The 13,251-nt window shown below is 31.9% G+C and carries 14 protein-coding genes; 4 read left to right on the forward strand and 10 right to left on the reverse strand.

Going from position 1 to position 13,251, the window contains the following annotated elements:
* Positions 1-101: 101 nt before the first annotated feature.
* Together J5G60_RS11485 and J5G60_RS11490 are read right to left on the reverse strand one after the other, a co-directional pair.
* Positions 102-578, reverse strand: a complete 477-nt coding sequence (locus J5G60_RS11485) for an ISAs1 family transposase (protein ID WP_190972252.1) — start codon at positions 576-578, stop codon at positions 102-104.
* Between the two features lie 153 nt (positions 579-731).
* Positions 732-1,490, reverse strand: coding sequence for a Fic family protein (locus tag J5G60_RS11490; protein WP_150358436.1), 759 nt, complete (start codon positions 1,488-1,490; stop codon positions 732-734).
* Between the two features lie 216 nt (positions 1,491-1,706).
* Here J5G60_RS11490 and J5G60_RS11495 point away from each other — a divergent pair, with 216 nt between their 5' ends.
* Entirely contained in the window at positions 1,707-2,399 is a 693-nt protein-coding gene (locus tag J5G60_RS11495; RefSeq protein WP_190972253.1) for a GDSL-type esterase/lipase family protein, read from the forward strand.
* Between the two features lie 14 nt (positions 2,400-2,413).
* On the opposite strand, the gene J5G60_RS11500 is transcribed toward J5G60_RS11495, so the two are convergent.
* Positions 2,414-3,436 (reverse strand): acyltransferase family protein, encoded by a 1,023-nt coding sequence (locus J5G60_RS11500; RefSeq protein ID WP_229981349.1) that lies wholly within the window; start codon positions 3,434-3,436, stop codon positions 2,414-2,416.
* A 187-nt stretch (positions 3,437-3,623) separates the two neighbouring features.
* Positions 3,624-4,541, reverse strand: a complete 918-nt coding sequence (locus tag J5G60_RS11505) for a fused DSP-PTPase phosphatase/NAD kinase-like protein (protein ID WP_150358438.1) — start codon at positions 4,539-4,541, stop codon at positions 3,624-3,626.
* A gap of 157 nt (positions 4,542-4,698) precedes the next feature.
* On the opposite strand from J5G60_RS11505, the gene J5G60_RS11510 reads away from it, so the two are divergent.
* Positions 4,699-4,851: a hypothetical protein gene (locus tag J5G60_RS11510; protein WP_190972254.1), complete on the forward strand. Its 153-nt coding sequence runs from the start codon at positions 4,699-4,701 to the stop codon at positions 4,849-4,851.
* Between the two features lie 15 nt (positions 4,852-4,866).
* A complete protein-coding gene (locus J5G60_RS19090) occupies positions 4,867-4,998 on the forward strand; it encodes a hypothetical protein (RefSeq protein WP_268253813.1) in 132 nt (43 codons plus the stop codon).
* 105 nt (positions 4,999-5,103) lie between these two features.
* Here the strand turns inward: J5G60_RS19090 and J5G60_RS11515 are convergent, their stop codons facing one another.
* The gene (locus J5G60_RS11515) at positions 5,104-5,520 is read right to left on the reverse strand and encodes a winged helix-turn-helix transcriptional regulator (RefSeq protein WP_229981347.1); all 417 of its coding nucleotides are present in this window, start codon (positions 5,518-5,520) and stop codon (positions 5,104-5,106) included.
* 128 nt (positions 5,521-5,648) lie between these two features.
* On the opposite strand from J5G60_RS11515, the gene J5G60_RS11520 reads away from it, so the two are divergent.
* Positions 5,649-6,050, forward strand: coding sequence for a pyridoxamine 5'-phosphate oxidase family protein (locus J5G60_RS11520; protein ID WP_150358440.1), 402 nt, complete (start codon positions 5,649-5,651; stop codon positions 6,048-6,050).
* A gap of 161 nt (positions 6,051-6,211) precedes the next feature.
* On the opposite strand, the gene J5G60_RS11525 is transcribed toward J5G60_RS11520, so the two are convergent.
* The 5 genes from J5G60_RS11525 to J5G60_RS11545 form a co-directional block, all read right to left on the reverse strand.
* The gene (locus tag J5G60_RS11525; protein ID WP_150358441.1) at positions 6,212-7,321 is read right to left on the reverse strand and encodes a 4-hydroxybutyrate dehydrogenase; all 1,110 of its coding nucleotides are present in this window, start codon (positions 7,319-7,321) and stop codon (positions 6,212-6,214) included.
* Positions 7,322-7,406: 85 nt separating this feature from the next.
* Positions 7,407-7,907, reverse strand: a complete 501-nt coding sequence (locus tag J5G60_RS11530) for a GNAT family N-acetyltransferase (RefSeq protein WP_150358442.1) — start codon at positions 7,905-7,907, stop codon at positions 7,407-7,409.
* 46 nt (positions 7,908-7,953) lie between these two features.
* Complete coding sequence (locus J5G60_RS11535; RefSeq protein WP_150358443.1) at positions 7,954-9,330, reverse strand: APC family permease; 1,377 nt, start codon at positions 9,328-9,330, stop codon at positions 7,954-7,956.
* 438 nt (positions 9,331-9,768) lie between these two features.
* Positions 9,769-11,160: an NADP-specific glutamate dehydrogenase gene (gdhA, locus tag J5G60_RS11540; protein WP_207876541.1), complete on the reverse strand. Its 1,392-nt coding sequence runs from the start codon at positions 11,158-11,160 to the stop codon at positions 9,769-9,771.
* A 286-nt stretch (positions 11,161-11,446) separates the two neighbouring features.
* The gene (locus J5G60_RS11545; protein ID WP_179978402.1) at positions 11,447-13,114 is read right to left on the reverse strand and encodes a sigma-54 interaction domain-containing protein; all 1,668 of its coding nucleotides are present in this window, start codon (positions 13,112-13,114) and stop codon (positions 11,447-11,449) included.
* Positions 13,115-13,251 lie beyond the last annotated feature (137 nt).

Consider the following 13,251-nt stretch of genomic DNA (forward strand, 5'->3'; position numbering starts at 1 on the left):
ATGAAATGATTCCATCGGTGCATTGTCATAAGGGTATCCTTTTTTACTGTAAGAATGTTTTATACCCCTGCTTTTAATGCATCCATTTATATCAAGCAGTTTTAAAAGTTCTGGAATGCTGTTATTTCATTGCTTTTCTCGTCAGTTTTAACCTGGCCTATGACTATTCTATATTTGCTTGCCCAGGCACTAACTATATGGATTGGTGATTTTTCCTCACCAGAATTACGTGCCCCACATGCTGTTTTACCATCAATTGCTATGATGGATCCTTTTAGGCTTGCTGATATTTCTCCTATCCATTTCATGAAAGTATCCCGGAATTCTTTTGGATCAATCCATTCAAAAACTCTCTGTATGGTATCATGAGAAGGTATACCATAAGACAAAGAAAGATATTTCTTGAAAAATTCACTCCTGTCATTCACAAAATCTTCTATGGCAACCCAGCTATCGCAGTTTGCCAACGTACCAACTACAGATATAAATAATATATCTGTCAGCTTGTGCTTAATTTTTGCTTTCTGTCTCTGATCTGTTATAATCCCAAAATAATCTATCATTTTATTTTTTATCATAGCAGCATACCCCATATAAATTTATATGAATTATCATACTATAATAACTGACTTAAAGAAAGCCCTAAACCCTTAATTCCAGCCATGTTTACAATTTATTTACTCATGCGTTTGCCCTGACTTCACAACATTTCTCATTTTTTCGCTTTTAATTTAATCTAGAAAGTCTTTTAAATCTTTTAATTTAACATTATAGTCTTTAATCCAGGTCTTATAAGCTTCATCTTCCAAAAAATTAACCATTTTGGATATTTCCTGTGTTTCATTAAAATATTCCAGGGCAAGATAATACTCTTCTCTGTCGCTTTCAAATAAAACTACTGGCGGAAAGTCATTTCCCATAAGAAGATAATTGACCAGCATTCTGCCGGTCCTTCCATTTCCATCAGCAAATGGATGTATGGTCTCAAACCAGCAGTGAAAATATCCCACTACCACTAAAGCATTATCTTCATCTATTTTCACTTCATTGATTTCCTTAATCAGTGAATCAAGGTTTTCTTCCACCTCCTCAGGTGCTACCCCTACATCATGCAGACCTACTATATAATCGCCCTTTTTAAATTCTCCAGGTTTTTCGCCTTTACCCAGCAGTTTTTCTGAAAAACAGTCCTTCATTAATGAATAATGAACTTTTTTAATCAAATCAATTGATAGTTTTGAATTATATTTTTTACTTAATTCCAGGATGTTTTTACACAGCTCTCTATGGTTTTCTATTTCTACAAGTGTTTTCTTATCTCCCTTGAAATCTGTGACTTTTTCTCCTTTAAAAATAGTTTCAACATCCCTTAATCTGGTTTCATTATTTTCTATTTTATTGGATGCATACGTGAATTTAAGAAAAAATCTATCAAGTAAATCTTCACTTATACCTTTTCTCCAAATTTTAATACAATCCTTATAAGACATCTAAAAATCTCCTTATATAGAAAAATATATTTTCATTTAATTACATATATTATAGCATATCTATGGAGCAGATCATCTAATTATCTTTTACAGCCATAAATACTTTTACTGACCTTCTAAAATATATTGGACATTCACTCATATATTAGATATACTATAAAAAGTAAATTTTTTAAGTTATGTAATCAATATGGATATCAATTCGGAGGCACAGCGGTGAAAAAAAAGAATATCATATGTTTTATATCTATATTATTGAACATATTTTTCATATTTTCTGGTATATTTACAATTTATAAAAATCACAGAATTCAGGTTTTTCAGAGGGAGAATACAAATAAAAATTTTATAAAAAATGCTTACTATTTGGCAAAACAGAGCCAATTTGAAACTTTGAACATAAACGGTAGAGATATTGTATTTTTAGGAGACAGCCTTACAAACAGATCCCAGTGGGGGGAATTATTCAATAATCCCAATATAAAAAACAGAGGTATCGATGGAGACACTACGAGCGGTATTCTAAATAGATTAAACACAATTACCAGAGGGCATCCCCAAAAAATATTTTTGATGATAGGAATTAACGATCTTTTGCACAAGCAGGATACAGCATACATATTAAGTAATTATAAAAAGATCTTAAACAAAATACGGACTGATTCTCCAGATACAATTATCTATATTGAAAGTATCCTGCCAAACAACAATATTAAATCCAACAAGGATGTAAGATTTTTAAACAATGAACTGCAAAAACTGAGCAGCAATAAAATTATATACATAGATCTATTTGATAGATTTGTAAAATATGATAAGCTGTCAGGTGAATATACTTATGATGGAACTCACTTAAACGGCCTGGGATATTTAATATGGAAACATGAAATAAACAAGTATGTTGACTAATGGTAAATCCCGCGTTAAATTTTGCTCAAGTTTATCTGTTCAAAAAACTTAGGGTGAATTATTATTTTAGTAATCTTATTCATAAATTGAGAAGAAAGCAGCATTACAATAAGCAGCGAGAGTATAATAATGGACACTTCACTTATAAGAGAATCTACATAATTAAAAAAATTGTATTTAACCAGTATTTTAATAATGAACCCGTGAAATCCATATACAGCTATGGTCCTGGAGCCTAATTTTGTAAAAAGCAGGTTTTTATCCGGAATTAAAATTAAAACAATAGTAGATATAGTTACAGCTATAAAATATGTAAATATACGCATTATATATTCAGGATAATTTAAGCTGTCTAACTGTGAATAGGAATAACTGCCATAGAACCATCTATAATCGATCTTATCGTTTAACAGATATATCAGCAGGAAAACAATTAGCAAGCCTAAAACAGCATATTTTTTTCTGATATATTTCCTCACAGTATCTATATGATATTCTTTGCAGAAGTAACCCATTAAAAAATATGGAAAAAAGGTTATAGTTCTCGATAAGCTCAAATAGTATCCAATATTATTATCGTATCCGCTTAATATGGAAATAACAAGCGTTATTATAACTGAATACTTTATTTTAGAAAAATAAGGCAGTATAAGACTCCATATAACAAGTGAAAGAAGATACCATGTAATCCAGTACGGATTGACAAAAGTGATTTTAAAATTTTCCTCTTTAAGCACATAGATATTGAATAGACAGTATAATAATTGAAAAATGATATAATACATAAGAATACCGGTGATTTTTGAAAAAAATTTTTTATCACTGCTGATATTCTTTGAAAAATAGCCTGAAATAAAAACAAATAGAGGCATATGAAAGGAATATATAAAATTATATATTAATTTTATATTAGGATTTGAACCAATCAATGGCTCAATGGTATGCCCAACTACTACTAAAGTGATTAGAAGAATTTTTAAATTGTCAAAATAACAGCTTCTGCATTTTGCTGAATTTATATTAAGCTCCATATCCATAAATAAACTCCGTTTCTACAAACTTTATTTATTTACTATATAGCTCTATTGTTACAATAAGGTGTTATATTGATTAATTAAGTTTAAATATTGTAAACATTTTTCGTTACAAATAAAAAAGAACGTTATTATGATTAAAAAGCTTTCTATGATATTTGGATTTTATCATAGAAAGCTTTTTCCCTCATCAGCTTCCGCCGGTTTTGAGCCATTGTGACCAGGTAGTATTAAAATCGTCCTTGTTCTCTTTCGTATACTCATAGAATTTTTTTATAAATTCAGATCTTTCCCCGGAAAAACTTTCAGGTTTATAGATGGGCTTTAAAAGATTCTTGCCTCCCAGAAGCACCTGTCTTTCCATTATATCTTCAAGACTGACCTCCTTGGAATTTTTCATCATATCATACATGGCCATAAAAGTTGTAGTCCTTCCGATTCCAGCTTTGCAGTGGAAATGATACCAGGTATTCTTGGGCATATTTTTAACTACCTTTATAAAATAATCCACCATTTCATCTGCAGGTCTTTCATTGTCCGTAACAGGTATTCTGATGTAGGTCATGCCATTTTCTTCTACCAGTTCTTTCTCGCTTTGAACCTTAGTGGGAACTATTTCTTTCCCGTCAATATCAATTTCTTCATTCAACACAATACTCTTGATTTTTTTACTTTCATCTTTCAAGACCTTTTCTCTGCTCAGTCCCTTATTGGCTTTATTATTGTCTTCACCTACCCAGCTCACTGCCAGATCATTTATGAATCCATGGGACTCCTGCCTCAAATCAACTACAGCTGTGGGAACATTACCTATCTGTTCTTTCATCATTTTTATGTTATTTCCTGTAAACTGTGCACTTCCCGAAGCATTTAACGTGGATAATCCTTTTAGATTCACATCTTTTTCATCTATATTATCTGTGGTTTTCCTGAACCTCTTAGGCATTTTAGCCTTTTTCTTGGAATCTATTTTAAGGTATGATTCACTATTTGTGGAGTTAAAAACCTCCTGGGAATACACCCGTGGTATTTCTGCAATATTTGCAAATGACATAAAAAATACCGTAAAAATAAATGTACTTACCAACCTGGTAAATTTTTTCCTCATAAACATTTCGCCTCTCTTTCATGATTTCATAATTTCATATATATCTTTTCAATTTTGTTCAAATAATATTACTTAAATTTAATTACAAAAAATATGCATACCATATTGAAGTTGTGTAAAAAATAATATATATTTTAAAAGTTTAGGAGGATATTAAATGGCTAAAGCAGGTATGAGAAGACCAGATCCAAAACAGCCCCATGGAACTGAAAGCAATAGAAAAACCAAGTTTAAAAAAAACAGGGAAAAACCTATACCTGAAATCCAGGGCAAGGCCAAAACAGGAAACAAAGATGCAGGATTGATATAGAGAGAGGTGATAAAAATGTCAAAAGACAGCCAGCCGGACAGTAAAAAGACCAGAATTAAAAAATCCAAGGGAAACACCCCTATTACGGAGGAAGCAAAAAATCATAATAGAAACGGCAAAAAACACTCCACAAAACATGGAGTATAACTGGAGTATAACCAAACCTCAATTTTACTGGGGAACGGGTACAGATTTGTGAGAAATCTATACCCGCTCCCGTCTTTGCAATAAACTTTTCTCAGCTGCAGTATTTTAGTGAATATCCTTTGTTTTGCACGATACATCAGTAACACTCCTATAGCACTCTTCGCAGGGAAATCCATTCAATATACAAACATCCATACTGCATTTTTCAGTTTTTTTAATATATTCTGTTCCCCACTTTATAATTTCAATCATTACAGGAATAAAGCTCCTTCCAATTTCCGTTAAAGAATATTCTACTCTAGGCGGCACCTCTCTATATACCTTTCTATTTACAAGTTTGTCACGCTCAAGTTCTCTTAACTGCTGCGTGAGTACTCCCCTGGAAATAGTGGTCATCAACTTTTGAAGCTGATTAAAACGCATTGTCTTATTATGAAGAGCCCATAAAATCGGCAGTTTCCATTTTCCCATTAATACATTTTGAGCCGAAGATACAGGACAAAATTTAATTTTATCATTCAATTCAAATCCTTGTCCTTTCATAATAGTCTATATTATATGACTATGTAATATAAATATGCGTACTTGTAATATTAAACATATGATTATATTATATTTATAATAAATAAAAAATCAAGGAGGAAAATTAAATGGACGAGATAATAAAACTTTTTAAAGAAAATGGATTTGGATTCCTGGCAACTGTGGATAATGGAAAACCCAGAGTAAGGCCCTTTGGATTTATGACCTGGGATGAAGGTAAGCTCTATTTCTGTACTAACAGCACAAAGAAAGTTTATAAACAGCTAGTCGAATCACCGTATATTGAATACAGCACCACATCAAAGGATATGATCACAGGAAGAATAAGTGGAAAAGTTATATTTTCCGATGATAAGGACAAAAAAGAATTGGTATTAAATTCGTCAGAACTGGTAAAAAAATTATACAAATCTTCAGATAATCCTATTTTTAAAATATTCTATATTGAACACGGTACAGCAACAGTTTCAGATTTAACAGGAGAAAATTCTAAAGAAATAGAATTTTAATTCTACATAAGAGGGTATTACTAAAATCTGTGTAAAATGGGGATTATATCTAAAAGATAAGCATAGATGTCTACCACTGATGTGATAGATACCTATGCTTATTTTATACCTAATAAAAATAATGACATCCTGAACCCAACATGCTCATAACTTTAATTATACTAATATAATCTTCTGTATATGTTTATTATATCCTCTCTTGATAGGGGTTCATAATTATTTATCAGCAATCTTTGTTGTCCTTCAATTACTTGATCTGTAAAAATTTCAATTTCCTCTTTCTTCATTCCATACTCCCTCAATTTTTTCCTTGGAAGAAGTTTATCCAAAAGTCCTGACAGGCTGTCATATACATTGTTTCCATCACATCCCAATATGTTAATAAGCATTTTATTTATATTTCTTATATTACCATCAGGATTCTTTTTATAATAGGTTTTAAATATTTCTGTAAAAAATAAATAATTTGCTTCTCCATGAGGCACATGATAGTTACCTCCAATAGGATATGAAAGAGCATGAACAGCACCACACCCTGCATTTCCAAAAGCTATGCCCGCATAATTACTTCCCAGTACAAAATCATCAATTATTTCAGTCCTATAACTTTCTCCTCTGTCAACTATCTTAATATATCCATTCAAAATTAATTCTATTGCCTTTACACTAAACATTTTAGTATATGGGTTGGCTTTTGGTGACACATAGGATTCTGTCGCATGTATTAATGCATCAACAGAACTCGTTACAAAAAATTTATATGGCAGCCCCTTCACCATTTCAGGCACAAGTACTGCATGGCTGGCATATAGTTCATCAGAAGCTATACCTTTCTTTGTATGTTTGCTCTTAAGTTCAGCAACAGATACATTGGTAACTTCAGAGCCCGTGCCGCAAGTAGTAGGTACAATAATTAATTCTTTATCTTTTACCAAAGGAACTTTCCCATCAAATAAATCCAGGGAATCATCGGTATATTTAAGACTAAGTACCTTAGATATATCTATTACAGTTCCTCCACCAACAGCAATAATTCTATTGTATTTTTTGTCTCCTATGTCTTTAATTATAGCATTTATCATTTCATCGGAGGGTTCACCAGCACCATATTTTTCTTGAAATATGCTGTCTGCACCCTCATCATATTTTTCTAAAAAAGGCTTGTATAAAAATTCATTTGTTACTATGCAGTCCCCTTTACCAATATGAAAAGATTTCATAAATTCTTCCGCTGTATCAAATTTATAAATATCAGGTACTAATCTAAACATTTTTAACACTTCTCCTTATCTATTTATTTTAAAACTCTGTAATAAGTTTTTTATTTATATAAAATTTTTAAACTATATCTCATTACTAAAATAGAGCCGCATTTTCCTTTAGCTTGTCTGGAGGAAGCCTATACACAGTCATGGTATCAACAGCCACGGCTCCCCTATCTTTATAAAATTTAATAGATGGAGTATTCCAATTTAGGCATCCCCACTCCAATCTCCTGCAGTCTGATTCAATTGCAAATCTAGACATAAAAGACATCATAATTTTTCCCAATCCCTTAAATCTCATAGTCTCATCAACATAGAATCCGTCTATATAAATACCTGCCTGCCCTATGAAGGCTGAAGAGTTACGGCAAAAATAGATAAATGCTACAGTTTTTCCATCATAATCTCCAAAAATCGCTCCGCCTTTTTTATCTGACAATAATTTATAAATATCTTCTTCAGTAGCTGTAATCTTATCAGACATTTTCTGATACGCACCGAGCTTTCTCATAAACTCCAAAACCATTTCAGCTTCCCCTGGTACTGCAAATCTAATTGTAAATCTTGGATTTTTTGTTTTTATGACTTCCATCTTTCAAATCCCTTCCCTAATCGATTAATACTTCCATCCTATAAACCTATTCCATTATTTCAGGTGGCAATTCTCTGAAAAACTTTGTCTTAATGGCTAAATAAACCAGCCCCAATATTATCCAGCTAAAACCAACTATTTTGGATGGCGTATCCACCTTTGCCCAAATGAAAAAACATATAAGCGCTCCACAAAGAGGTGCAATCAGATATTTTATAATATCCATACCCTTTTTCTTATTATCTCTAATAAAATATTGAGCCACAACCGACAAATTAACAAAAACAAACGCAAGCAGCGAACCAAAGTTTACTGTTGCCGTAACATTTTCCAATGAAATAACTATTGCTATTAAGCCAAGCAACCCCATTATTAAAATACTGTACATAGGCGTTTTATATTTGGGGTGTACTTTCCCAAATATCCTATGTGGCAATATTCCATTTTTACCCATACCATAAAGTATTCTTGCACCTGAGGCAACTCCCGTTAATGATGATATAAAAAGTCCTGCACCAAAAGTAGCAGTGAAAAAAATCTTCATTCCCATGGAGTGGGTGACCCTAGTTATTAATTCAACTGCTGCAGAATCTTTATTAGCTATTTCAAAAAATGCATTCGGCCAGGCAAGCTGCAGAAAATACATTGCAATTATAAAACCACATCCTGCACCAACACATGCTATTATGATAGCCTTGCCAACATTTTTTTCAGGATTAATTGCCTCTTCACTTAAAGTGGCAATAGCATCAAATCCGAGGAAAGAAAGTGCCAACATAGATGCGCCGGATAATATAGCAGGCATGCCAACACCTGGTTTAAAAAATTCTGTAGGATTGAAATAAGCTTTAGAATCCACCAGTGTACCAGCTCCTCCTCCCCTTAAAATATATTTGATTACCATAATGAAAAATACAGCCAAAAACACTAACTGAAGCAATACAAGAACGGTATCTACAATTGTAGCAAGTTTTATACCCCGGTAATTCACCCATGTAACAACAATTATTGCGGCTACAATAAATACTGATGCAGGAATCTGAGGTATCAAGTTTGAAAAATAAATTCCCATTACAACATAATTCAGCATCGGCAAAACCATATATGCAAGCAAAAGCACCCATCCTCCAAAAAATCCAACATAGGGATTCATGGATTTAGATACATATGTGTAAGCTGATCCTGCCATAGGATATTTTTTAACCATTTTTGAATAACTAAATGCCGTAAAAGCCATCCCTATTGTAGCAATTGTATAAGTGAACGATACCATTCCATGCGTTCTTGTGGTTGCAATACCATAGGTAGTAAAAATCGTCATGGGTATAATCATTGCTATTCCATAAAATACTAAAGATCTTAAAGGTAATATTCTCTTTAACTCATTAGTGGGTTCCTTTAATTTTATACCTTCATCGCTCATAACTTGGTACTCCTTTCAAATCTTTTATTGGAACTCTTATTTTAATTTCATAAATTTTCAATGCATTCACAATATTATTTAAAGCAACCTCTATGCCAAATTTTGAAAAATTATCTATCCCAACACTATCACCGCTAATACTGCCAATTTCTTAATAGTCTTCTAATTTTGTACATCTTAGTCCATCTAATACCTGACTTATTGATTTTGTCCTGTGTCCTTATTCAAATTTGAATACTCTTTTATCATGTATTATTACAATTTCACACTTGACGTTCTATTCATTTATAACTTTTTCTATTCATTTATGAATAGGTGTAACATAAACTAGAGTAATTGTATGTTACATATATAAGAAAGAAACAAATTCAATAAATTTGAATCTGTTTCTTTTTAATCATTCATAAACTGTTTAATTTCAAATCTCTGAAAAGCTAATTAGTATATTCCCTGTGCATACATTGCATCTGCCACTTTTACAAATCCGGCAATATTAGCTCCTGCCAGCAGGTTATATCCAAATCCGTATTCCTTAGATGCATTTTTACAATTGTTATATATATTAACCATTATGTTATGGAGTTTTTCGTCAACTTCTTCTGCTGACCAGGATAATCTCTCACTGTTTTGTGCCATCTCAAGTGCTGAAGTTGCAACTCCACCTGCATTGACTGCTTTTGAAGGTCCAAGTATTACATTATTCTTTAAGAAATATTGTTCAGCTTCATTAGTGCAAGGCATATTGGCAACTTCACATACAAATTTTATACCATTTGCCACTATCTGTTTTGCATGTTCCAGATGAATGTCGTTTTGAGTAGCACACGGCATTACTATGTCAACTTTAACTCCCCATGGTTTTTCATTAGGGAAGAATTTAACACCAAACTTGTCGGCATAATCTTTTACTTTGTCTCTTCCGGAAGCACGCATCTCAAGCAGGTAATTTATTTTTTCATCAGTAACTATTCCCTCTGGATCATAGATGTATCCATCCGGCCCAGAAATAGTTACAGCTTTTCCACCTAACTGTGCAACTTTTTTGCATACACCCCATGCAACATTTCCAAATCCCGATACAGCCACGGTCTTACCTTTTAAATCAGTTCCTTCATGTTTGAGAATTTCCTGACAGAAATAAGTCGCGCCATACCCAGTTGCTTCAGGTCTTACTAAACTTCCACCATAAGATAAGCCTTTTCCTGTAATAACACCGTTTTCAAACACACCTTTTAATCTTCTGTACTGTCCATATAAATATCCTACTTCCCTTGCTCCTACACCTATATCTCCGGCAGGAACATCTACATCCGGTCCTATATGTCTGTACAATTCAGTCATAAAGCTCTCGCAGAATCTTCTTACTTCATTATCGGATTTACCTCTTGGATCAAAGTCAGAACCACCTTTAGCTCCACCTATTGGAAGGCCTGTAAGTGAATTTTTGAGTATTTGTTCGAATCCTAAAAATTTAATAATGCCTATATAAACAGATGAGTGAAATCTAAGTCCTCCCTTATATGGTCCTATGCAGCCGTTAAATTGGACTCTAAATCCCCTGTTGACCTGTACCTTGCCATTGTCATCTACCCAGGGAACTCTAAAAACTATCTGTCTTTCAGGTTCACAGAATCTTTCCAAAAGATTTTGTTCCATATATTCAGGATGCTTCTCAAATACTGGTCCTATGGATCCTAAAACTTCTTCTACTGTTTGTAGGAATTCAGGCTCATCCTTATCTCTTTTCCTCACCTTTTCCAATACCCTGCTAATATAATCCCTTGCCTCTTTTACCGTGTCAATATAATCTCTTATCTCTTTGTCTGACATGTTTTAAATATCCTCCTCATTAATTATCGTCATTTAATTTATCAGAACGCTTGCTGCTTAAAAATACATATTTTATTAAAATAGTTACATAGTGAATGCATCCATACATTAACGTTTAGCAAGATATATTCCAAATATGTATAAACTACAAAAATCATTTATACTACAGTATACAAATATATTCTTACATAGTTTCATAATTCATTTACGAATAGCTTTAATCCTATCATCATCTCCTCCCAACCAATGTATACAAATTTATTCATTTATAATTTAATATATTCATTTATGAATAGCTGTGGGTATACTTTTTTATCTTCCTCGCAGCTGTAGCCTGACTAATGCCCAATACTTGTCCTACTTTTACAGTCGTTTTATATTTTTCAAGGGCTTTCAAAATTAATTTTCCTTCATAATTATTCAATTGTTCTTTTAGAGAAACATTTTTAGTATTAGAATCTTTTTCATATTTATTTTTCACATTGTCTTCTAAAAATCTCTTGTTAATGATATCATCATCTGACAACAATAAAATCCTCTCAATAGTATTTTCCAGTTCTCTTATGTTACCCGGCCATTTGCAGTTAATCAGCATATCAACAGCTTCTGGATTAAAGCTTTTATTTAAACCATATTTTTCATTAATTTTTCTCACAAAATACGAAATCATATCCGGTATATCCTCTTTTCTCTCTCTAAGAGGTGGAATATTAATACTGACTACGTTTAATCTATAAAACAAATCTTCCCTAAATTTTTTTTCCTTGATTAATTTTCTTAAATCCTGGTTTGTTGCTGTTATAAGGCGAAAATTTACTTTAATAATTTTAGTTCCCCCTATTCTATTAAAAGTTTTATCCTGAATAACTTTAAGTAATTTCACTTGCAAATTTAAAGGAAGATCACCTATCTCATCCAAAAAAAGGGTTCCATTATCAGACAATTCTATCAACCCTAACTTTCCTTCTTTTCTAGCCCCTGTAAAAGCTCCTCCTTCATATCCAAATAGCTCAGACTCCAAAAGATGTTCTGGTATAGCACCACAATTTAGCTCTATAAACTGTCTTTTTGACCTTTTACTTAAACTATGAATTAACTTTGCAAAATAACTTTTTCCCACACCAGTTTCTCCAGTAATTAAAAAATTTACATCAAAATCTGCAACTTTAGTAATAAGATTAAATATCTTTTTCATCTCTTTATTTTTACCCATCATAAGATTAGGATTTATTCCTTTATCAACTAAATGCCTCAATTTTTTAGTATAAACTTTACCATTTCTTTCTAAAACTTCAAACTGTTTTTTTATCTCTACAAATGTTTGCACATAATAGGAAAAACAGACTACCTTTACTATACAGCCATTAGCATCCTTTATAGGAATAGCAGTAACTAAAATTTCATTATTTAACTTATTTTTTTGAAGCATTGTAATTTTTTGCTTTGTTCTTAAAACCTTTACAGCAGCTGAAGGATAAAACACACGTAATTTTTCCAACTCAAATACATTTCTCCCTAATAGATCCTGTTTTTTTATATCATAAAATTTCTCGAAAAAATTACTGATATTTAAAATAACACCCTCCCCGTCAGTTACAATAATGTCCTCATTATCATCTTCCACAAGATTCATCACATTATCACTTTTAGTTTTTATAGTTTCAATTAAAGACATGCTAATATCCTGAAGAATAGCTATTTCATAACCGTCTAATTTATCAAATGGTAAAAAATAAACAGATATTAAATTTTCATTTTCTCCAATTATATAAATATTTTTTAAGTATTCCGTAAACTCTTTCTTTGAAGAATACCTAAGTATATTTTTTAGATTTTTTTCAATAGATAAATTATCCTTCAGTATCCTACATGCTTTCTTATTAGGAATTATTCGCTGCTCCGTAACTTTATAAAGTACTGCCGGAATGGAACTCGAATCTATTGAATTATCCAATGTGAATCCCCCCATAATTGATCCTTTTATAAAGAATAAGTATTTATATGTACTTTTTTACATTTACTTTCAAAATATCTATAAATTATCTATTTTCTATCGTAATTCTATTATATCAGTATTCTTATATATTGAAA

Source organism: Clostridium sp. HV4-5-A1G (genome assembly GCF_900184915.1).
GTDB lineage: Bacteria > Bacillota > Clostridia > Clostridiales > Clostridiaceae > Clostridium_B > Clostridium_B aromativorans.